The organism is Pseudoxanthomonas sp., assembly GCF_051953815.1.
Classification (GTDB): domain Bacteria; phylum Pseudomonadota; class Gammaproteobacteria; order Xanthomonadales; family Xanthomonadaceae; genus Pseudoxanthomonas_A.
Genome location: NZ_JBQCIJ010000029.1, coordinates 32778 through 53024, shown reverse-complemented (window position 1 = coordinate 53024; position 20247 = coordinate 32778). Strand labels below are relative to the sequence as shown.

Sequence of the window (20247 nt, the reverse complement as noted above, 5' to 3'; positions counted from 1 at the left end):
ATACCGGCGACCTCCCCTCGGAAGTTCAATGTCAGGCGTAAGACGTCGGGTCTTCCGGCCGAGGCAGTACTACGGGATAATGGACGTCCTCCCCGATCACACCTAACGCCACCCGCCAAATTTGAACCCCGCCCCACGTCCATGAGCCCGAAGACCTGCCTCGGCCGGAAGACCCGACGTCTTCCGCCTGACCTGGAACTTCCGAGGGGAGGTCGCCGGTATGCCGTGGCCGCATCGCGCCCACGCGCCTGCCCGTGCCTGTCCTGGTGATTCCGGTTCGCCCGAGGGGGCGAAGGTCGCTGGCGTTCCATCGAACCATCGCAACGGTGCGAAAGGGCGCGGTCCTTCGTTCCTCATCCGATAACGAATGAGGACTTGCATCATGACCATTGTTGGCAATCTCGGCTTCCCGCGCATCGGCGCGCGGCGGGAGCTCAAGCGCGCGCTGGAAGCCTGTTGGCGCGGGGACATCACCGGTGCGGAGCTGCAGGCCACCGCGCGCAGCCTCCGTCACCGCCACTGGCGATTGCAGGCCGACGCGGGCGTCGACGTGGTGCCATGCAACGACTTCTCGTTGTACGACCACGTGCTCGACACCGCGTTCCTGTTCGACGCCATTCCGGCACCGTACCGGGAACTCGCCGACGCGGACGCGCTGGAGGCTTACTTCGCGCTGGCGCGCGGATGCCAGCGGGACGGCGTCGATCTGCGCGCGCTGGAAATGACCAAGTGGTTCGACACCAACTACCACTATCTGGTGCCCGAACTCCATCGCGATCAGGCCTTCCGCCTGCGCGGCGACAAGCCGCTGGCCGAATTCAACGAGGCGCGCGCGGCAGGCTTCCAGGCAAGGCCCGTGCTGTTGGGTCCGGTGAGTTTCCTGCGCCTGTCCAAGACCACCGACGGCAGCAATCCGTTGGCGCTGCTCGACCGCCTCCTGCCGGTCTATTCCGAATTGCTGTCGCGGCTCGCCGCCGCCGGTGCCGAATGGGTACAGATCGATGAGCCTTGCCTGGTGCTGGATGCGGACCCCGAGCTGCGACAAGCCTATCGGGATGCCTATGCCGCCCTGGCCGAAGCGGCGCGCCCGAAACTGCTGCTGACCACCTATTTCGGCGACCTGGGCGACAACCTGCCGTGGGTGGCGACATTGCCGGTCGAGGGCCTGCACGTGGACCTGGTGCGCGGGCTGGATCAGCTCGATGCGGTACTGAAGGCGTTGCCGCAGGGACGGGCGCTGTCGCTGGGGGTGATCGATGGCCGGAACATCTGGCGCGCCAACCTGGACAACGCGCTGGTTCTGGCGCGCTACGCGCAGGGCCATGTCGGCGCGGAGCGTCTGTGGCTGGCGCCCTCGTGTTCCCTGCTGCACGTCCCGGTGGACGCGCAAGGCGAAACCGGCCTGGATCCGGAACTGCGGAACTGGTTGGCCTTCGCGCGGCAGAAGCTGGAAGAACTGCGCTTGCTCGCCGATGCGCTTGCTGGCAATGGGCCGGAAGTCGAAGCCGCGCTGGCCGCGGCGCGCGAGCGCCACGAAGCGCGCCGGCGCTCCACGCGCGTGCACCGGCCCGAGGTGGCCTCGCGGATCGCCGGCCTGGATCCGGCCACGGCCGCCCGGTCATCACCGTACCCGGTGCGCCGCCGCCGCCAGGATGCGGGCCTGCGTCTGCCGCCCTATCCGACCACCACGATCGGCTCCTTCCCGCAGACGCATGAAGTCCGGCAGGCCCGCGCGCTGAATCGCGCCGGCAGGCTCGCCGACCGCGATTACGATGCTTTTCTCGCCACCGAGGTCGCGCGCTGCGTCCGCCTGCAGGAGGAGATCGGCATCGATGTGCTGGTGCACGGCGAGTTCGAGCGCAACGACATGGTCGAGTACTTCGGCGAGCGTCTCGACGGTTTTGCCTTCACCCGCAACGGCTGGGTGCAGAGCTATGGCTCGCGCTGCGTGAAGCCGCCGATCATCTTCGGCGACGTGGCGCGTCCGGCGCCGATGACGGTGCGCTGGTCACGGCATGCGCAATCGCTCACGTCCCGGCCGATGAAGGGCATGCTGACCGGCCCGGTGACGGTGCTGCAATGGTCGTTCGTCCGCGACGACCAGCCTCGGGCGCAGACCTGTCGCCAGATTGCGCTGGCCCTGCGCGACGAGGTCCGCGACCTGGAAGCCGCCGGCATCGGCGTGATCCAGATCGACGAACCGGCGTTGCGGGAAGGCCTGCCTCTGCGCAAGGCCGAATGGCAGCGCTATCTGGACTGGGCGGTGGAGTGCTTCCGCATCACGGCCGGGGTGGCGGCCGACGAAACCCAGATCCACACCCACATGTGCTACTCGGAATTCAACGACATCATCGAGGCGGTCGCCGCCATGGACGCCGACGTGATCTCGATAGAGACCTCGCGCTCGCGGATGGAACTGCTGGAGGCCTTCGTGAAGTTCCGCTATCCCAACCAGATCGGTCCCGGCGTCTACGACATCCATTCGCCGCGTGTGCCGGACCGCGCCGAGATGCGCGCGCTGCTGGGCAAGGCGCGGGAAGTGCTGGCGCCGGAGCAGATCTGGGTCAATCCCGATTGCGGGCTGAAAACCCGGGGTTGGCCGGAGACCCGCGCCGCGCTCGAGGAGATGGTGGCGGCGGCACGCATGATGCGGGCCGGGGCCTGAGGCGGCAAACCGGCGCCTCCCTGTCCATCCAGGGGAGGGCCGAGGTCCGCGCCGTCGGTGGGCGGGAATCAGTCCTGCACCACCGGCGGCGGCAGCGGCGGAGCCTGGGTCGGCCGGCCCAGCGGATCCAGCGCGATCATCACGAAGTGCCCGCGCGTGCACAGCTTGCGCTCGCCGCTCAGCAGGTCCTCGGTGATGACCTCGACGTCGACATTCATCGAGCTGCGGCCGACCTTGACGATGCGCGCGATGACCTCGACCAGATCGCCCTTGTGGATCGGCTGGTTGAAATCCACCTGCTCCGAGCGCGCGGTGACCACGGTGGTGCGCGCGTAGCGCGAAGCGGCGATGAAGGCGGACATGTCCATCCATGCCAGCGCCTGGCCGCCGAACAGCGTGCCCAGGTGGTTGGTGTGGTCGGGGAAGACCATGTGCAGCAGGCGCGCCTCGGTCGGGCGCGGTTCGTGCGAGGGATGTTCGGACATGCGGGTTGCTCCGTGTGGCCAGCGCCTCCCGACCGGCATCCTAGCGCAGTCGGGGAATGCCGGAATGAACCCCCGAGGGAGCGACGCCAGTCGCGAGAACTTCCGGCCGGGCCGAAGAACACCGCGACCGGCGTCGCTCCCACGAGGGATTTGCAGGGATGCGATCAGAACGCGTGGTCGAAACCGACCTCGCCCTGCACGCCGACCTGGTAGGCCGAAACGCGACGCTCGAAGAAGTTGGTCAGTTCCTGCACGTCCTGCAGTTCCATGAACGGCAGCGGGTTGCGCACGTTGTACTTCTTCTCCATGCCCAGCTTGACGAAATGCTGGTCGGCGCAATGCTGCAGGTACTGGCGCATGTCGCGGGTGGAAATCCCGGCCACGCCGCCGGACAGCACGTCCTCGGCGAACTGCACTTCGCACTCGATGGCCTCGGCCAGCATGTCGTAGACCTGCTGGCGCATGCGGTCGTCGAACAGATCCGGTTCCTCCTCGCGCACCGTGCGCACCGATTCGAATGCGAACTCCATGTGGCAGCTCTCGTCGCGGAACACCCAGTTGGTGCCCGAGGCCAGTCCCGGCAACAGCCCGCGCGAACGGAAGTAGTACACGTAGGCGAAGGCGGCGAAGAAGAACAGGCCCTCGATGCAGGCGGCGAAGCAGATCTGGTTGAGCAGGAACTGCCGGCGCTGGTCGCGCGTCTCGATCCGGCGCAGGTCCTGGAGCGAGTCGATCCACTTGAAGCAGAACTCGGCCTTCTTGCGGATCGACGGGATGTTTTCCACCGCCGCGAACGCCTTGGCGCGCTCGGCCGGATCCGGCAGGTAGTTGTCCAGCAGGGTCAGATAGAACTGCACGTGCAGCGCTTCCTCGTACAACTGGCGCGACAGGTACATGCGTGCTTCCGGCGCGTTGAGATGCTGGTAGAGATTGAGCACGAGGTTGTTGGACACGATCGAGTCGCCGGTGGCGAAGAAGGCGACCAGCCGGTGGATCAGGTGGCGATCGGCCGGGTTCATCTTGTCGTGCAGATCGCTGATGTCGATCTGGAAGTTGATCTCCTCCACCGTCCAGGTGTTCTTGATGGCGTCGCGGTACATCTCGTAGAACTGCGGATAGCGCATCGGACGCAGGGTCAATTCGAAGCCGGGGTCGAGCAGCATCTGGCGGGGGTGGGCGGACATGGTGCGTTGTTCCTGTTGGTTTGCTCCTTCCCCCGTTCGCGGGGGAAGGCCGGGATGGGGACGAACGGATCGGGACATCCATTCGCTTTTGTTCTTGCCCCCTTCCCTCGCCTGCGGGGCAAGGCCGGGATGGGGGTGAGCGGAGTGACGACGTTCGATTGCGATAAAGCGGGATGCAAAAAAAGGTCTTCGGCCTGCTCTGCATCCATTCGCCGCCAATGACTTCGGCTTTCCCGCACCCCAGCCCTTCCCCCGCAAGCGGGGGTGGGGCGGTTCAATGGGAGTGGCGCATCCGTGCGCAGGAACGTCCTCTTCCGTGGTCCGTCGGCAGCACCGGCAGGGGAGAGGGCTACTGGCAGGCCTCGCAGGCTTCCGGATTCTCCAGCGAGCAGGACACCGCCTCCACCGCCGTGTAGGCCGGCTTCGGCGCTTCGCTGCCGGCGCTGCTCACCGTGGTCTTGGCGATGCGGGTGGCCGGGCGCGAGCGCAGGTAGTAGGTGGTCTTGATGCCCTGCTTCCAGGCGTACATGTACATGGACGACAGCGCGCCGATGTTCGGGCTTTCCATGAACAGGTTGAGCGAGGCCGACTGATCGATGAAGGCGCCGCGCTCGGCGGCCATGTCGATCAGCGAACGCATCGGCAGTTCCCAGGCCGTGCGATAGATCTGCCGCAGCGGTTCCGGGATCTGCGCGATGCCCTGGATCGATCCTTCGGCCAGCTTGATGGCGTCGCGCATCTCCGGCGTCCACAGGCCCAGCTGTTTCAGTTCGGTCACCAGGTAACGATTGACCTGCAGGAAGTCGCCGGACAGGGTCTCACGCTTGAACAGGTTGGAGATCTGCGGCTCCACGCACTCGTAGCAGCCGGCGATCGAGGCGATGGTCGCGGTCGGGGCGATGGCGATCAGCAGCGAGTTGCGCAGGCCGTGCTCGCGGATGCGCCCGCGCAGCGCGTCCCAGCGCGCCATGTCCTGCGGCGCGACGTTCCAGGCGTCGAACTGCAGCTCGCCGCCGGCCGCGCGGGTATCGGCGAAGGACGGATGGCGGCCGCGTTCCTCGGCAAGTTCGCACGAGGTCTCCAACGCATGGAAATAGATGGTCTCGGCGATCTTCTGCGACAGCGCGCGGGCCTCGGCGCTGTCGAACGCCAGCCGCTTGCGGAAGAACACGTCCTGCAGGCCCATGCAGCCCAGGCCGACCGGACGCCAGCGCAGGTTGCCGCGACGCGCCGATTCGATCGGGTAGAAGTTCAGGTCGATCACGCGGTCCAGCTGGCGCACCGCCAGCCGCACGGTCTCGGCCAGGCGCTCGAAATCGAAGTCGCCGTATTCGTCGAAATGGCGCGCCAGGTTGATCGAGCCCAGGTTGCACACCGCGGTTTCCTCGGCGGAGGTGATCTCCAGGATCTCGGTGCACAGGTTGGACAGGTGGATGACGTTGTTCGCGCGCAGGGTCTGGTTGCTGGCGCGGTTGCACTTGTCCTTGAAGGTCATCCAGCCGTTGCCGGTCTCGGCCAGCGTGCGCATCATCCGCGCGTACAGCTTGCGCGCCGGCACCGCCTTGGCCGCCTTGCCCTGGGTTTCGGCCTGCAGGTAGGCCTGCTCGAACGCCTCGCCGTAGAGATCGGTCAGTTCCGGCACCACCCGCGGATCGAACAGCGACCATTCCTGATCCGCCTCCACCCGTTTCATGAACAGATCCGGCACCCAGTTGGCCAGATTGAGGTTGTGGGTGCGGCGCGATTCGTCGCCGGTGTTGTCGCGCAGTTCCAGGAAATCCTCGACATCGGCATGCCAGGTCTCCAGGTACACGCAGGCCGCGCCCTTGCGCTTGCCGCCCTGGTTGACCGCCGCGACCGAGGAATCCAGCGTCTTCAGCCACGGCACGATGCCGTTGGAATGGCCATTGGTCGACTTGATCAGCGAGCCGCGCGAACGCACCCGCGTATAGCTGACGCCGATGCCGCCGCTGAACTTGGACAGTTGGGCGATGTCGCCGTACTTCTGGTAGATCGATTCCAGCGAATCCTGCGGCGAGTCCAGCAGGAAGCACGAGGACAGCTGTTCGTGGGTGGTGCCGGCGTTGAACAGGGTCGGCGAGCTGGGCAGGTAGTCCAGGTTGCCCATGCGCCGGTACAGCGCCAATGCCTCGGACACGTCCTCGCTGAGCGCGCAGGCGATGCGCAGGAAGAACTGCTGCGGGGTCTCGATGACCTTGCGGGTGTGGGGGTGGCGCAGCAGGTAGCGGTCGTACAGCGTGCGCAGGCCGAAGTAGTCGAAGTGCAGATCCAGCGAAGCGTCCAGCGCGTCGTTGAGCTTGCGCGCGTTGGTCTGCACGAAGTTCAGCAGGCGGTCGTTGATCAGGCCGACTTCGTGCCCGCGCGTCACCGACTGCGAGAACGCGTGGATTTCCTGCCCGGTCACTTCCTTGGCGATGTAGCTGGCCAGCAGGCGCGCGGCCAGCCGGCTGTATTCGGGCTCCTCGGCGGTCAGCAGCGCGGCGGTGCGGATGGACAGTTCGTCCAGTTCGCGCGTGCTGGCGCCGTCGTACAGGCCGGAGATGGTGCGGGTGGCCACGCGCATCGGGTCGATGGCGTGCAGGCCCTCGCAGCTGCGCTGGACCGCGCGGACGATCTTGTTCAGATCCACCGGCTCGCGGCCGCCATTGCGCTTGGTCACGCTCATCGCGGTGGCGGTGGGCGGCGGGGTCAACAGGAACGCGTCCTTCTGGGACGGCGTGGTGCCGGCGTCGGCGACGGCGGTATCGGTCGGGGTCACGGGGCTTCCTCCATGCGTGATGCACGCGGCGGCCTGTCCCTCGCAGGCAGCGGAAGGCCGGATGGAGCATCAGGGTGGGGAAGCGGCGTCGCAGGGACCGCGACCGTGGGGACGGATGACGGGCCTGCTTCACCAGCCATCTCCCCCCGGAGATTCCGCGGCCGGCACCGCGCGGTGTGCAACGCGCGGCTGTCGGCAGGTCTTCGGACTCGTGGACGCGGAAGCCGAGCTTCCTCCTAGCCCGTCGCTTCCCAAGGCAGGCGCCTCAGTGCCAATGACGGGTTCGTTTCCACCTACCGCTGCGGGGCAGCGCCGGCATTCGACCGGCTTCCCTTTTCATCTCCCGGCGTGCGACCGGAAGAACCGACGGCCACAAGATAGTGGGGGCACATTGGAGCGTCAACACCAAATATGGTGATGGAGGCGGTGTGGAACGCAGCCCCTCGCAACGGCGGGCGTTCCACGTGCTGCTACTTCACGAAGCGGATGGCGTCCAGCGCCTCGCGCAACCGCGCCTGCGCGGTGGCGGTGTCGAAAGGGGGCGTGCGCGGCGGGTCGTAGACCTCGGGCCGGGTGCCGACGATCAGCAGATCGATGGCGTAGCAGCGTTGCTGGCGCACCGCGCGATAGGCGTCGACGGTCAGGTAATGGCTCATCGCGGCGTCGCTGGCGCGGAAATGCCGGAACGGCTGGCCGTCGATGCGGATCTCGTCGCGCGGCGACGGCAGCGCCGAGTCGGACACTTCCAGGCAGTTCGCCACCGCGTCGGGATCGTCGCTGATGCCCAGTCGCAATTCCGCCGCGGTGACATCGTCGGAGCCCTCCAGGACCAGCGCGGCCAGCGCCTTGCCGCGGCTGTCGGGCCGGGCGAAGGCTTTCCAGTCGTCGGTGGCCAGGTAGTCGCGGCGGAAATCGCGGCGCAGGGTGAAGCCCGGCAACGGCAGGATCGCCACGCCCATCGCCTCGTCGACGAACTGCGCCTGCAGGGCGATGCGCGATGCCTGCGCATCGGAGACCGGTGGCGGCGCCATCGGCGGAGCAGGCGTGGCATGCGCGGTTTCCACCGGATGTTCCGGCTGGCATGCGGTCAGCAGGCCCAGCAGGCAGAGCGTGCCCAGACGTTGCTTCATCGATCTTCCTTCTCGTTCACGTCAGCGCGGTCGAGTCTGGCAAAGCCAGGATGAACCTGCGCAGCGGCCTACCGTGAATGGATCCGGCGCCCGCCTTAAGCGATGTGGAGAGGAATTCAGGTTCGCGCGATCACGCGTCGCGCGGCGTGCGCGAATCATCGCGATCGGGTTTCGGCGCGACCCACTGCGCGGCGATGATGCCGGCTTCGTACAGCAGGCACATCGGAATCGCCAGCATCAGCTGCGAGACCACGTCCGGCGGCGTGATGACCGCGGCGACGATGAAGATGCCGACGACCGCGTAGCCGCGGCCCTGGCGCAGCTGCTGCGGCGTGACCCAGCCCAGCAGGGCCAGGATCACCAGCGCCACCGGCAACTCGAAACTCACGCCGAAGGCCAGGAAGATCACCAGCACGAAGTCGAGGTACTTGCCGGGATCCGGCGCGATGGTGACGATGTCCGGGGTGAACATCATCAGCGCATGGAACACGCCGGGCAGCACCAGGAAGTAGGCAAACGCGCAGCCGGCGTAGAACAACGCGATCGACGAGACCAGCAGCGGCATCGCCAGCCGTTTCTCGTGACGGTACAGGCCGGGGGCGACGAATCCCCACGCCTGGTACAGCAGCCAGGGCGCGGTCAGGAACATGGCGGCGAAGAACGCCAGCTTGATCGGCGCGAAGAAGCCGGAGGTCGGATCGTTGGCGATCATCTGCGCGGCCTGGTTGTCCGGCAACTGGCTCAGCATCGGCAGCGCCAGCCGGCTGTACAGCGTCTTCACGAACGGCAGCAGCGCCACCAGCACGATCACCACGCCCAGCAGCGCCCGCATCAGCCGCGTGCGCAGTTCCAGCAGATGGCCCATCAGGCTGCTTTCGGCCTGGTCCTCAGGTGCGTCGTGGTTCATCGCTGCTGCCGTGGGACAGGGGGGCGTCTTCTTCACCCGCGGGTGGCGCGGATTCCGGATCTTGATCTTGCGGCGGCGAAGGCGGTGCCGCCGGGTTTTCCACCGAGGCGCGCAGATCGTCGAACTCGCGTTCGGTCTCGGCCGCGCTCTCGCGGACCCTGCGTTCGGTTTCGCGCAGCGCTTCCTGGGTGTCGCGCAGGCTGCGTTTGAGTTCGTCGGCGGCCAGTTCGCGCTCCAGCTCGTCCTTCACCGAGTGCCACTGCGCGCGCGCGCGGCGTACCCACAGGCCGGCGAAACGCGCGACCTTGGGCAGGCGCTCGGGGCCGAGGACGATCAACGCCACGATGGCGATGACCACCAGTTCGGGGAAACCGATGTCGAACATGGCGGCAGGGACCGCGCTTACGGCTGCGAGTTGTCGCGATCCTTGGACGTGCTGGACTCGCTGTTGCGCGACTGCGACTGATCGTCAAGCCGTTCGACCGGCTTGTCCTCGTCCTGCATGCCCTTCTTGAAGCCCTTCACCGCCTCGCCCAGATCCTGGCCGACGTTGCGCAGGCGCTTGGTGCCGAAGATCAGCAGAACGACCACCAGAACGATGATCCAATGCCAGATGCTGAAACCGCCCATGGTCTTCTCGTGCGTTGAGTAATGAAATTCAGGCGATCAGCATAGCGCAGGCACGCCCGGAGATCCCGGGCGCGCGCTGACGTTTTCGCCCTTTCAGGGCGTACCGTTGAGCGGTTCAGTGCGGATTTCGCCTTCGGCGACCGGCTGGAAACCGGACTGGGCCGGAGCCGCGGCCGGCGCCTGGCCCAGCGGTGCGGTTTCGGCGACCGGCGCGGCCGGGCTGGCGGACGCGGGCGCCGACGTCACCGCAGCGGCCGCGACGGGTGCGGATTTGCCGCCGCGCGCGGCACGGGCCGCGGCCGTCACTTCCTCCAGCTGATCGCGGAAACCGACCACGGCGCCGGAAGGATGACCGGCGCGGCCTTCGAAGATGGCGCGCGGCGTGCTGCCGCCGCCATAGACGGCGGTGTTGGCATCGTCATCGATCTGCAACACGGCGCCGTCCAGCGCCACGCCGGCGAACAGGCCGCGGGCGCGCGACCACGACCAGATCTCGGCCTTCAGTTGGCCGTCGGTGGCGGCGGCGGCGTTGCGGCCCACCGGACCGGCGGCCACGCCGGCATCGGCGCCCAGGGTGATCTTGCCGTTGACGATGTTGTCCAGATTGCGGTCGTTGCGGAACACCAGGACGATGTCCGAGGACTGCACGCCGGCCTGGAAGCCGATGCTGCCGCCGGTCAGCTTGACGAACACCGGCTGCGACCAGGTGCCGTCCGGGTTCTTGACCGACATCAGGCCATGGCCGCGACGACCGCCGAACACCAGTCCGGCCTTGAGGGTGTCGGGGATGACCACGATGGCGCGGCCTTCGTCCAGCAGCTTGTCGGGAATGCCTTCCTCGGGGATCCGGCGGATTTCGTCCAGCACCCGCACCGCGTTGGTGGCGCGCTCGTCTTCCTTGGGACCGGCGAGGGCCTGGCCGGCGAACAGGGCGGTGGCCAGCAGGGTCGCTGCCGGCAGCATGAGCAGGCGGGAATGGCGGCGTTTCATGGGCGCTCCGAAGGTGGATTCGCAGAAATTTACTGCAACTGCTTGAAAATAGGTGCAGTCGAATGAATCGGCGCTGAGGATTCCGGGCTTCGGTCGCCGTCCATCGATCCGACCGAAGAAAGTCATTGATGGGAGAAGCGGCTCGCGAGAGTGCGCTCTGCCACAATACGCGGATGCCCGACGCACCCGATACCGCGCTGATCGCGGTCAATCTAGGCACGCCCGAGGCGCCCACGGCACCCGCCGTCCGGCGCTATCTGGGCGAGTTCCTGCAGGATCCCCGCGTGGTCCAGCTCAGCCGCTGGATCTGGCTGCCGTTGCTGTACGGCCTGATCCTGCCGCTGCGCGGTCCGCGCGCGGCCCACAAGTACGCGCAGATCTGGCTGCCGGAAGGCTCGCCGCTGGCGGTGCATACCCGCCGTCTGGCCGAGGCGCTGCAGCAGCGCCTGCCGCGCTGGCGGGTGGTCGACGCCATGCGCTACGGCCGGCCGGCGCTGCCGGAGCGGCTGCGCGAGCTGCGCCGGGCGGGCATCCGCCGACTGATCGTGCTGCCGCTCTACCCGCAATACTCGACCACCACCACCGAGTCGGTGAAGGACGTGCTGGCGCGCGAAGCCCGCGGTTTCGACGTCACCGTGATCGACGACTATTCGGTCGACGCCGGCTGGGTGCGCGCGGTGGCGGATTCGATCCGCGACTGGCGTGCGCGCAACGGCGCCGGCGAGCATCTGCTGTTCTCGTTCCATGGCCTGCCGCAGCGGCTGGCCCGCGATGGCGATCCCTACCCGCGCCGCTGCGAGGCCAGCAGTCGCGCGATCGCCGCGGCGCTGGGATTGGGCGAGGACGAATGGACCCTGACCTACCAGTCCCGTTTCGGCAAGGAACGCTGGCTGGAACCGGCCACCGACGCCACCCTCGACGCGATGGCCGCGCGCGGTCTGCGCAAGGTCGACGTGGTCTGCCCCGGTTTCGCGGTGGACTGCCTGGAAACCCTGGAGGAAGTGGGCATCGGCTTCGTCCAGCGGTTCGCCGGCCAGGGCGGCGAGCTGCGCTACATCCCCTGTCTCAATGCCACGCCGGCCCACGCCGACGCGTTGGCGGCGCTGGCGCGCCAGGTGGCCGGGGAACCGGCATGAAGCTGGAGGAATTCTCCGCCGACATCGCGATGGGCCGCATCGGCGGGCTGCGCGGCGGCGAGCCGGGCGGGTCGCGGGTGCTGGCGCTGCACGGCTGGCTGGACAATGCGGCCAGTTTCCTGCCGCTGTCCGGACACCTTTCCGGGATAGAGCTGGTGGTGCCGGATCTGCCCGGGCACGGCCACAGCGTGCACATCGGGCCGGGCGCCGAATACACCAGCGGCGTGGCGGTCAACGCGGTGCTGGACCTGGCCGATGCGCTGGGCTGGGACGAGTTCTGCCTGCTGGGGCATTCGATGGGCGCGGGCATCGCCAGCCTGTTGGCCGCATCCTCGCCGCGGCGGGTGCGCTGCCTGGTCGCGATCGAGGCGCTGGGCGGTTTGTCGGAAACCGTGGATCGCACCGCCGCGCGCTGGCAGGAGGCCATCGCCGCCGCACGCGCGCTGCCGGGCAAGCGGTTGCGCGTGTTCACCGACATCGCCACGCCGATCCGGGCCCGCATGCAGGCCAACCAGCTGAGCGAGGCCAACGCGCGCCTGCTGGTCGAACGCGGCATCCGGGCGGTGGAGGGCGGCCATGTCTGGAGCAGCGATCAGCGCCTGACCCTGCCCACGCCGCAGCGGCTGGACGAGGCGCAGATCGCCGCGCTGGTCGCGGACATCCGGTGCCCGACCCGGGTGATCTTCGCCGAACCCGCGCAGCCGTATTTCCCCGAACCGCTGCGCAGCCAGCGCGCGGGCCTGTTGCCGCACGGCGAACTGATCGTGATGGCCGGCACCCACCATCTGCACATGGAAGATCCGGCCGGGGTGGCGCGGGCGATCGGCGATTTCCTCAGCGCGCCCGGCGGCTGAAAACCGGAAGCGGCCCGCGGGCCGCTTCCGGTTGCGCTCCGTCCCGCCGAACGTCGCCTGACGTAGGCAGGACAGGCATGGCGATGACTACTGCGCGGCGGTTTCGGCTTCCGCTTCCATCACCTGCAGGCCGATCGAGACCGGTTCGCCCGCACCTTCGCCATTGAACGAAACGGTCGCCTTGCGGCCGTCCTTTTCATAGGCCAGCAGGCCCTCGTTGGCGCTGCCCTGCATCGCCATCGTCTGCTTCCAGCCCTGCTTCTCCATCGCCGTGCGCGCATCGGCGTACAGCTTGGCGACTTCGCCCGGGGCCTTGAGCGCGACCAGCTGGGTCTTGTTCACTTCCATCACGCTTTCGACCGCGTAACCGGTCGGCAGATAGACGTCCTTGGGGAAATTGACCGGCAAGGTGGCGCTGTCGCCACTGTGGATCTTCATTTCGCCTTCGTCGGTCTTGATGGTGATCGACTCGCCATCCTTGTCGACGTCGACCTTGTGGCCGGTCGCTTTTTCCAGCGCCGCTTCGGCCAGGCTTTCCTCGGCCGACTTCTTGCAGCCCGCCAGGGCCAGCGCCATGCAGCACAACAACAGCATTCCACGCATTCCCGTTTCTCCTTGTAGGTGTCCGATAAGGACCACGGCACCCGGACCGGGCCGGCCGTTACCGACAGGAACGATAGCGGAAAACTCATCCGGCCAGCAGCGCGCGCAGGCTGGCCTTGAGTCGGCGTCCATGTTCATGGAAATAGGCGCGCTCGTCGCGCCAGGCCGGGAACCGCGTCTGCACCTCGCGCCAGAACGCGCGCGAATGGTTGGCGTGGATGAGATGGCAGAGTTCATGGACCAGGACGTACTCGAACGCCGACGGCCGGGCGATGATCAGCGACAGATCCAGGGTCATCGCGCCATCCGGACTCAGCGAGCCCCACAGCGAGGACATCATCTTCAGCCGGATCGGCGACGGAGTGCGCGGCAATGCCGCCAGGTAGCGGGGCAGCCAGCGATTGATGTCCGCGCGCGCCTCGGTCTCGTAAAAGGCGCGCAGATGCCGGCGCAGGCCGGCGTCGCCGAGCCGGGTGGGCATGCGGACGCGGATGCGTCCACCGTCATGCTGGATGGCCGCGTAGCGGCCTTCCTCCCAGTCCACCGGCACGTCGTGTCCGCGCAGGGGCAGGGTCGCGGTGACGAAGGGCTCCAGGGTCGGCAATGCCTCCGCGCCGAGCTGGCGGGCCAGCTGCGCCTGCAGCCAGGCGCGGTGCTCGTGCAGGAAACGCTCGCCCGAAACAAGACTGGCGCGCATCGGCAGGGTCAGCCGCGCGCCGCGCTCGTCCACGCTCAGCTTGAGCCGGCGCGCGCGCGGGTCGCGGACCCGCTGTACCTCGATGCGGCGTCCGTCATCCAGCAACAGGGGAACGACATCGCGCTCGACGCCGCGGGGCGTCTTGGCGATCAGGCGTTGCAACCGGGGAAGCATGGCGAAAGCATCGCACGGAATGCCCGGTTGCCGGGTGTCCGGACGCAACGAGGGAGGATCGGGCAAGCGCAATGCACCGACGCTTCACCCTGGAAAGTCCAGTGAAGCTCCCTTTTGAAAAAGAGGGCGGGCACCCGCGAAGCGGATGGCGGGTCAAGGGGGAGGCAAAAGCAGGGCTCCTGCGATTCCCGATTCCCGGCTCTCAACGGCCACATGGCCGCTCATCCCGAATCAGTCTTCGGCCTTGCTCAGCTTCAGCGCGCCTTCCAGCACGGTGAACAGGCGCTTCACCTCGCCGGCCATCAGCGCGAAGCGGGCGTCCAGTTCGGCGCGCAGATCCTCGCGCTCGGTGTTCTCCAGCTGATCGACCGCGCCATCGAGGAACTTCAGCTTGCGGATGATCAGGTCCTCGCCGAGAACGAAGGAGACGTGATCGTCCAGGGTCAGGGCCAGCCGGGTGACCTGCTTGCCGGCTTCCAGGTGCTTGGCGATTTCATCGCTCTGCAGTTCCTGGTGCTGGCACTTGACCACCGCGCCGCCTTCCATCGCGTCCTTGAGTTCGCATTCCTCGCCCAGGCTCAGGCCTTCGGGCAGCGGTTCGCCGGCGATCCAGCCAGTCATGATCGCGCGCGGCGCGATTTCCGCGTTGAGCGGCAGGGCCGGGAAGCTGCCCATCGCGCGGCGGATCTCGGACACCACGTTCTCGCCGCTCTTGCGCGAGGAACTGTCCACGGCGACGAAGCCATGCTCCAGATCCAGCAGCGCGTCGGTGCGCGAGGGCTTGACGAAGGCGCGCGGCAGCAGCTCCATCAGCAGGTCGTCCTTCAGCCGCTTGCGGGTGCGTCCGCTCGGCTTGCGGCCTTCCTTCTCCTCGATTTCCTCCAGCTTGCGCGCCAGCAGGTCGTTGACCACCGCGCCGGGCAGGATCTTGTCCTCGCCGCCGACGCTCAGCCAGATCGAATCCTGGATGCGATGCGACAGCGCTTCCTCGCCCCGTCCGAACGGCGAGATGAAGCCGCGCGAGGACAGCTCCAGCGGGCCGACCGGCTTGAGCCGCGCCTCGGGAAGCAGTTCGTCGAGCTGGGAGAAATCGAGCGAGGGATTGAAACGGAACAGCGTCAGGTTGCGGAAGAACATTCAGGGGCCGGGAGTGGGGATTCGGGAATGGGAGTTCGGTCAGGGGAAAGAGATGGGGACGGTGCTACGAATCCCCACTCTCCAATCCCGAATCCCGCGCTTCCCCCGCCAGCCATGCATGCGCGTCGGCTTGCTGCGCGCCGTCGCGGTGGCCGAGGGAGAGGAAGTCGAACAGTTTCGGATCGCTCAGCTGCGAGGGCCGGATGTCGCCCAGCGCGCGCGAGATGGTTTCGATGCGGCCGGGCGATTCGCGTTCCCAGGCGTCCATCATCTTCTTGACCTGCTTGCGCTGCAGGTTCTCCTGGCTGCCGCACAGGTTGCAGGGGATGATCGGGAACGCCCTGGCTTCGGCGTAGGCCTCGATGTCCGATTCGCGCACGTAGGCCAGCGGCCGGATCACCACGTGCTTGCCGTCGTCGGAGCGCAGCTTGGGCGGCATGCCGGACAGCTTGGCGTGGAAGAACAGGTTGAGGAAGAAGGTCGCCACCAGATCGTCGCGGTGGTGGCCCAGCGCGATCTTGGTGAAACCCTGCTCCTCGGCATGGGAGTACAGCGCGCCGCGGCGCAGGCGCGAGCACAGCGAACACATGGTCTTGCCTTCCGGCACCACCCGCGACACCACCGAATAGGTGTCCTGCTCCAGGATCCGGTACGGCACCCCGATCGACGCGAGGTAGTCCGGCAGGATGTGCTCGGGGAAACCCGGCTGCTTCTGGTCCAGGTTCACCGCCACCAGCTCGAAGTTGACCGGCGCCTTCTTCTGCAACTGCAGCAGGATGTCCAGCATCGTGTAGCTGTCCTTGCCACCGGACAGGCACACCATGATCCGGTCGCCTTCCTCGATCATCCCGTAGTCGGCGATGGCCTGGCCGACCTGGCGGCGCAGGCGCTTGGCGAGCTTGCCCTGTTCGCGGGCGTGGCGACGGGGATCCGATGCGCGCGGCGTGGGATCGGCGAGGACCTGGGGCAGGGGCTGGATGACGTTCATGCGAACGGCCATTGTACCGGCCGCACCGCGATGACGACGAAACCCCGGCCGGTGTACGCTCGACGCGTGGATACCCAGAACCCCGCCGACATCGCCCAGCGCATCGCCGAACTCCGGCGCGAGCATCGCGAGCTGGACGAGGCGATCGCGCAATGGGTGGCCAGCGATCCGGAAACCGACGAAGTCGCCATCAAGCGCATGAAGAAGCGCAAGCTCTGGTTGAAGGACTGCATCGCCCGGCTGGAAAGCGCGCTGATCCCCGACGAACCGGCCTGACCCGTCCCGGGCGCTCCGCCCGCGTCCGATCCCGCCCGAAGCTGACGCGTCGCGTCACCCGCCCGGCCGCCCGATGGCGGTCCCTTGGCGGCGGATGACCCCTCGGAGGCCCCGTCTTCAGGCAATCCCGGGACTTGGCCGGAGTTGGCCCGATGCTTGCTTCATTTCTGTGAACAGGTGCCCATTTCGGGCGAGCAGGGCGTGGCCAGGAGCCGCATGAACCAGGAAAACGAAGCCATCGCGGGTCTGGCCCCGCCGCGCGAGCCGGGCGTGGCCACGGGCCCGCTGCGGGTGCGCCGGATCGCGCCCGGCGAAGCGCTGGGCGATGTCCAGCGGCTGCGGCGCGAGGTGTATTTCCTGGAACGGGGCCGGCCGGACGGGCGCGGCAAACGCATCGCCGACGGCCTGGACGGATGCGGCACCACGGTGGTGGTCGAGGTCGGCCCGCAAGCGGTGGCGACCCTGCGCCTGCATGATTTCGGCTCGCCGGCCGTGCAGGTCGAATACGGCAGCCTGTTCCAGGTCGATCGGTTCGCCCGCGCCTGGCCGCCGCAGAGCGTGGCGGTCGGCACCCGCTTCGCGGTGCAGGCGGATCAGCGCGCCAAGCGGGTGGTGGATCGGCTGATGGAAGGCACCTACCGCTGGGCCCAGGACAACGGCGTCCGTTTCTGGCTGGTGGCGTGCGAACCGTTCCTGATCGATGCGTTCGAACACTACGGTTTCCGCGAATACCTGCCACCGGTCATCCTGGCCGGCGGCGCGGAACTGCTGCGGATGGCGCTGGTGATCGACGATGCCGCGCACCTGGGCGAATGCGGCTCGCCGCTGCGCGATCTGGTGGAAGACCCGGTCGCGGGCGCCGCCGCCAAGGCGTGGCTGACCCGCAGCTTCGGGCATCTCAACTGACCGACGCCCGGCGACCGGGGCGCGCGGCTCACTCCACCGGCGCGACGGGCTCCGCCGGCGCCGCGGCTTCCGGGCTGACGCGCTCGATCGTGTGGCGCAGTTCGCGGCCCAGGATCACCTTGGCGTCCTTGGCCCACGCATCCAGGCGCTCGTCGAACACCAGCTTGCTGTTCTCGTCCGGCCACACCAGCTTGATCTCGCGCAGCTTGCGGATGAAGCCGCGGAACAGCGTCTTGTCGAAGAATTCCGGCGCGGCCGGCGCGTACAGCAGGCTCAGCCGCTGCGCGGCCTGCTGGCACAGGCTCTCCAGTTCGGCCGCGCCGAGCTTGCCGGGGCCGTTCTTCACCAGCACCGAAATGGCGATGTAATAACGCTCGAACGCCTGCTGCAGCGAGTGGCCGATGGCGCGCAGGCGGAACACCTCGTCGGTCTGGCCGGCGCTGCGCGCCAGGATGCCGCCGTCTTCCTCATTGACCTGCTGCAGCAGGCCCTCGCGGATGAACACGTCGACGGTGCGATCCATGCGCTCGACGAACTCGTCCTCGCTCCACGGCAGGAACAGTTCCTCCTGCAGGAACGGATACAGTCCACGCCCCAGGCGCAGCACGCCCGCGCGGCTCATGCGCCGGTTGTTCTGGAAGCAGCACGCGATCCACGACGACGCGGTGAACAGGTGTAGCACGTTGTTGCGGTAGTAGCTCATCAGCACCGCGGTGTCGTCGCTGTCGAAGCTGATGACGTCGCCCAGCGGGTGCTTGATGCGCTTGAGCACGCCGATTTCCTCGCCGTGGGCGATGATCCGCTCGGGCGAATGCGGGGTGACCGTGACCCGGTCCGAATACGGCAGATCCGCCAGCATCGATTTGGACAGCTCGATCTGCGCGATCAGATCCACTTCGCCCATCGCGTGCTTGGGCGTGGACAGCAGCGCCAGCGCCAGCAGGTTGATCGGGTTCACGTCGGCGGCGCGGTTGATGTTGACGTGGATGCGCTGGGCCAGGGTGTCGATGGTGTCGGACAGCCAGGCCGGCTTGTCGTCCTCGGACACCGGCTTGCCGTCCCATTCGGGCGCGTGCTCGGCCAGCACTTCGCCCAGCGGAATCGGCTCGCCGAAGTTCACCACCACCTGGCCGTAGTTCTGCTTGAGCACCTTGGGGATGTTCCACAGCAGCACCCAGATGGATTCCTTCTCCTTGGGCCGGCCGCTCAGTTCGTCCAGGTAGCTGTTGCCCTCCAGCAGCTTCTCGTAGCCGATGTAGACCGGCTGGAACAGCACCGGCTTGCGCGGCTGGCGCAGGAAAGCGCGCACGGTCATCGAGATCATGCCGCCCTTGGGCGGCAGCAGCCGGCCGGTGCGCGAGCGCCCGCCTTCGATGAAGTACTCCAGCGAATAGCCGCCGGACACCAGCTGCGCCACGTATTCGGTGAACACCGCCGAGTACAGCGGATTGCCGCGGAAACTGCGGCGCATGAAGAACGCGCCACCCTTGCGCAGGATGGTGCCGACCACCGGCAGGTTGAGGTTGATGCCGGCGGCGATGTGCGGCGGCACGATGCCGCGTTCGTACAGCAGGTACGACAGCAGCAGGTAGTCCATGTGGCTGCGGTGGCAGGGCACGTAGACCACTTCGTGGCCCGGCGCGGCCTCCTTGAATTTGTCCAGGTGATGGACCAGCACGCCGTCGTAGATCTGGTTCCAGACGTGCGAGAGCAGGAAGCTGGCCGAGCGCACCACCGGATTGGAATAGTCTGCGGCGATTTCCCAGGCGTAGGCATGCGCCTTCTTCCAGGCGTCCTCGGGCTTGCTCTTGTCGCGCTTGGCCTGTTCGGCGATCGCCTCGCGCACCGGTTCGGCGGCCAGCACCTGGTCCACCAGCAGGCGGCGGGTCGACAGATCCGGTCCGATGATCGCTTCGCGGATGCGGTGGAAGTGCGTGCGCAGCACGCGCGAGAGCTTGCGCACCGTGCGTTCCGGGTCCAGCCCTTCGGCCACGGTGTCGCGCAGTGATACCGGCGGGGCGAAGCGGACGATGGTGCCGCGGCCGTTGAGCAGGATCGCCAGTAGCCGGCGGAAGCGGCCGACGATGGCCCAGTTTTCCGAGAACAGCACCGAGAACCAGCCGCTCTGCTTATCCGGCGCGCGGCCGACGAAGATCGAGACCGGCACCAGCTGGACGTCGAGTTCGGGATTGGCGCGGTGGGCCTGGAGCAGCTTGGCCAGCGAGCCGGAATGGGTCTTGGCGCTGATCTGGTCGGGAATCAGGGTGCTGGCGTTGCGCCGGGACAGCGCCACGTAGGCGCGCTTGCGGCCGAGCGGGTCGCCGCCCACCGGCAGCGGTTCCAGCGGCGAGGGCAGGCCGGCGTCACGGCAGGCGCGATCCAGGATCAGCGCGTTGGACAGGCCGTAGTCCTCCAGCACGTAGCAGACCGGGCGACCGTCCACGACTTCCCGCGGCGACTCCGGCTCGATGCGCAGGGCCAGCCAGGGGTCGGCCAGCTTGCCCAGCAGGCGCGCCCACAGCGGACGCCGCGAGGCACGCGCGGGCGCCGCCGGCACCGGGGCGCGGGTGGAGGGAGCGGATTCGGACGCCGGCTCGCGCGGCGCTTCCGGCTTCTTGTCCGGCGGCGTCGGGGTGGGGGCTTCCGGGAACGGCAGGGGGTTCTGTTCTGGCATCGGCGGCATTATGGCCCACGGGCCTGTCCGGC

18 protein-coding genes and 1 riboswitch are annotated in these 20247 nt (G+C 67.7%); of the genes, 5 read left to right on the top strand and 13 right to left on the bottom strand.

Annotated features, from left to right (window positions below):
• Positions 1 to 382: 382 nt before the first annotated feature.
• Positions 383 to 2665 carry a 5-methyltetrahydropteroyltriglutamate--homocysteine S-methyltransferase gene (gene metE, locus ACTHN1_RS07680; RefSeq protein WP_440470364.1) on the top strand — a complete coding sequence of 761 codons (2283 nt, stop codon included), beginning with the start codon at positions 383 to 385 and terminating at the stop codon, positions 2663 to 2665.
• 68 nt (positions 2666 to 2733) lie between these two features.
• Here metE and ACTHN1_RS07675 read toward each other — a convergent pair whose 3' ends face one another.
• The 8 genes from ACTHN1_RS07675 to ACTHN1_RS07640 all read right to left on the bottom strand — a co-directional run bounded on the left by ACTHN1_RS07675 (position 2734) and on the right by ACTHN1_RS07640 (position 10743).
• Positions 2734 to 3150 (bottom strand): acyl-CoA thioesterase, encoded by a 417-nt coding sequence (locus ACTHN1_RS07675; protein WP_440470363.1) that lies wholly within the window; start codon positions 3148 to 3150, stop codon positions 2734 to 2736.
• Positions 3151 to 3314: 164 nt separating this feature from the next.
• Positions 3315 to 4334 carry a ribonucleotide-diphosphate reductase subunit beta gene (locus tag ACTHN1_RS07670; protein WP_440470362.1) on the bottom strand — a complete coding sequence of 340 codons (1020 nt, stop codon included), beginning with the start codon at positions 4332 to 4334 and terminating at the stop codon, positions 3315 to 3317.
• Between the two features lie 349 nt (positions 4335 to 4683).
• Positions 4684 to 7020 (bottom strand): ribonucleoside-diphosphate reductase subunit alpha, encoded by a 2337-nt coding sequence (locus ACTHN1_RS07665; protein ID WP_440470366.1) that lies wholly within the window; start codon positions 7018 to 7020, stop codon positions 4684 to 4686.
• Positions 7021 to 7290: 270 nt separating this feature from the next.
• Positions 7291 to 7496: riboswitch (cobalamin riboswitch) on the bottom strand.
• Between the two features lie 87 nt (positions 7497 to 7583).
• The gene (locus ACTHN1_RS07660) at positions 7584 to 8243 is read right to left on the bottom strand and encodes a hypothetical protein (RefSeq protein WP_440470361.1); all 660 of its coding nucleotides are present in this window, start codon (positions 8241 to 8243) and stop codon (positions 7584 to 7586) included.
• A gap of 130 nt (positions 8244 to 8373) precedes the next feature.
• Positions 8374 to 9150: a twin-arginine translocase subunit TatC gene (gene tatC, locus ACTHN1_RS07655; protein ID WP_440470360.1), complete on the bottom strand. Its 777-nt coding sequence runs from the start codon at positions 9148 to 9150 to the stop codon at positions 8374 to 8376.
• Positions 9131 to 9535, bottom strand: a complete 405-nt coding sequence (gene tatB, locus ACTHN1_RS07650; RefSeq protein WP_440470359.1) for a Sec-independent protein translocase protein TatB — start codon at positions 9533 to 9535, stop codon at positions 9131 to 9133. Before tatB ends, tatC begins: the two co-directional genes overlap by 20 nt.
• Positions 9536 to 9552: 17 nt before the next feature.
• On the bottom strand, positions 9553 to 9780 hold the full coding sequence (tatA, locus tag ACTHN1_RS07645) for a Sec-independent protein translocase subunit TatA (RefSeq protein WP_440470358.1): 228 nt from the start codon (positions 9778 to 9780) through the stop codon (positions 9553 to 9555).
• A 93-nt stretch (positions 9781 to 9873) separates the two neighbouring features.
• Positions 9874 to 10743 (bottom strand): lipid-binding SYLF domain-containing protein, encoded by an 870-nt coding sequence (locus ACTHN1_RS07640; RefSeq protein ID WP_440470365.1) that lies wholly within the window; start codon positions 10741 to 10743, stop codon positions 9874 to 9876.
• A gap of 200 nt (positions 10744 to 10943) precedes the next feature.
• Here ACTHN1_RS07640 and hemH point away from each other — a divergent pair, with 200 nt between their 5' ends.
• On the top strand, positions 10944 to 11906 hold the full coding sequence (hemH, locus tag ACTHN1_RS07635) for a ferrochelatase (RefSeq protein WP_440470357.1): 963 nt from the start codon (positions 10944 to 10946) through the stop codon (positions 11904 to 11906).
• Entirely contained in the window at positions 11903 to 12760 is an 858-nt protein-coding gene (locus ACTHN1_RS07630; protein WP_440470356.1) for an alpha/beta fold hydrolase, read from the top strand. The genes hemH and ACTHN1_RS07630 overlap by 4 nt, the downstream gene beginning before the upstream one ends.
• A gap of 87 nt (positions 12761 to 12847) precedes the next feature.
• Here the strand turns inward: ACTHN1_RS07630 and ACTHN1_RS07625 are convergent, their stop codons facing one another.
• From ACTHN1_RS07625 to ttcA, 4 genes are all read right to left on the bottom strand, one after another.
• Positions 12848 to 13363, bottom strand: coding sequence for a hypothetical protein (locus ACTHN1_RS07625; RefSeq protein ID WP_440470355.1), 516 nt, complete (start codon positions 13361 to 13363; stop codon positions 12848 to 12850).
• 85 nt (positions 13364 to 13448) lie between these two features.
• The gene (locus tag ACTHN1_RS07620) at positions 13449 to 14234 is read right to left on the bottom strand and encodes a M48 family metallopeptidase (protein ID WP_440470354.1); all 786 of its coding nucleotides are present in this window, start codon (positions 14232 to 14234) and stop codon (positions 13449 to 13451) included.
• A gap of 231 nt (positions 14235 to 14465) precedes the next feature.
• A complete protein-coding gene (locus ACTHN1_RS07615) occupies positions 14466 to 15371 on the bottom strand; it encodes a recombination-associated protein RdgC (RefSeq protein ID WP_440470353.1) in 906 nt (301 codons plus the stop codon).
• Between the two features lie 64 nt (positions 15372 to 15435).
• On the bottom strand, positions 15436 to 16359 hold the full coding sequence (gene ttcA / locus ACTHN1_RS07610; RefSeq protein ID WP_440470352.1) for a tRNA 2-thiocytidine(32) synthetase TtcA: 924 nt from the start codon (positions 16357 to 16359) through the stop codon (positions 15436 to 15438).
• 66 nt (positions 16360 to 16425) lie between these two features.
• On the opposite strand from ttcA, the gene ACTHN1_RS07605 reads away from it, so the two are divergent.
• Positions 16426 to 16635, top strand: coding sequence for a YdcH family protein (locus ACTHN1_RS07605; protein ID WP_295382649.1), 210 nt, complete (start codon positions 16426 to 16428; stop codon positions 16633 to 16635).
• Between the two features lie 216 nt (positions 16636 to 16851).
• Complete coding sequence (locus ACTHN1_RS07600; RefSeq protein ID WP_440470351.1) at positions 16852 to 17541, top strand: N-acyl amino acid synthase FeeM domain-containing protein; 690 nt, start codon at positions 16852 to 16854, stop codon at positions 17539 to 17541.
• Positions 17542 to 17569: 28 nt separating this feature from the next.
• Here the strand turns inward: ACTHN1_RS07600 and plsB are convergent, their stop codons facing one another.
• Positions 17570 to 20224 carry a glycerol-3-phosphate 1-O-acyltransferase PlsB gene (gene plsB, locus ACTHN1_RS07595; RefSeq protein ID WP_440470350.1) on the bottom strand — a complete coding sequence of 885 codons (2655 nt, stop codon included), beginning with the start codon at positions 20222 to 20224 and terminating at the stop codon, positions 17570 to 17572.
• Positions 20225 to 20247 lie beyond the last annotated feature (23 nt).

Bases quoted from the DNA above. Each gene is read 5' to 3' on its own strand.
- metE (WP_440470364.1), top strand. From the start codon at position 383: ATGACCATTGTTGGCAATCTCGGCTTCCCGCGCATCGGCGCGCGGCGG.
- ACTHN1_RS07675 (WP_440470363.1), bottom strand. From the start codon at position 3,150: ATGTCCGAACATCCCTCGCACGAACCGCGCCCGACCGAGGCGCGCCTG.
- ACTHN1_RS07670 (WP_440470362.1), bottom strand. From the start codon at position 4,334: ATGTCCGCCCACCCCCGCCAGATGCTGCTCGACCCCGGCTTCGAATTG.
- ACTHN1_RS07665 (WP_440470366.1), bottom strand. From the start codon at position 7,020: ATGAGCGTGACCAAGCGCAATGGCGGCCGCGAGCCGGTGGATCTGAAC.
- ACTHN1_RS07660 (WP_440470361.1), bottom strand. From the start codon at position 8,243: ATGAAGCAACGTCTGGGCACGCTCTGCCTGCTGGGCCTGCTGACCGCA.
- tatC (WP_440470360.1), bottom strand. From the start codon at position 9,150: ATGAACCACGACGCACCTGAGGACCAGGCCGAAAGCAGCCTGATGGGC.
- tatB (WP_440470359.1), bottom strand. From the start codon at position 9,535: ATGTTCGACATCGGTTTCCCCGAACTGGTGGTCATCGCCATCGTGGCG.
- tatA (WP_440470358.1), bottom strand. From the start codon at position 9,780: ATGGGCGGTTTCAGCATCTGGCATTGGATCATCGTTCTGGTGGTCGTT.
- ACTHN1_RS07640 (WP_440470365.1), bottom strand. From the start codon at position 10,743: ATGCTGCCGGCAGCGACCCTGCTGGCCACCGCCCTGTTCGCCGGCCAG.
- hemH (WP_440470357.1), top strand. From the start codon at position 10,944: ATGCCCGACGCACCCGATACCGCGCTGATCGCGGTCAATCTAGGCACG.
- ACTHN1_RS07630 (WP_440470356.1), top strand. From the start codon at position 11,903: ATGAAGCTGGAGGAATTCTCCGCCGACATCGCGATGGGCCGCATCGGC.
- ACTHN1_RS07625 (WP_440470355.1), bottom strand. From the start codon at position 13,363: ATGCGTGGAATGCTGTTGTTGTGCTGCATGGCGCTGGCCCTGGCGGGC.
- ACTHN1_RS07620 (WP_440470354.1), bottom strand. From the start codon at position 14,234: ATGCTTCCCCGGTTGCAACGCCTGATCGCCAAGACGCCCCGCGGCGTC.
- ACTHN1_RS07615 (WP_440470353.1), bottom strand. From the start codon at position 15,371: ATGTTCTTCCGCAACCTGACGCTGTTCCGTTTCAATCCCTCGCTCGAT.
- ttcA (WP_440470352.1), bottom strand. From the start codon at position 16,359: ATGAACGTCATCCAGCCCCTGCCCCAGGTCCTCGCCGATCCCACGCCG.
- ACTHN1_RS07600 (WP_440470351.1), top strand. From the start codon at position 16,852: ATGAACCAGGAAAACGAAGCCATCGCGGGTCTGGCCCCGCCGCGCGAG.
- plsB (WP_440470350.1), bottom strand. From the start codon at position 20,224: ATGCCGCCGATGCCAGAACAGAACCCCCTGCCGTTCCCGGAAGCCCCC.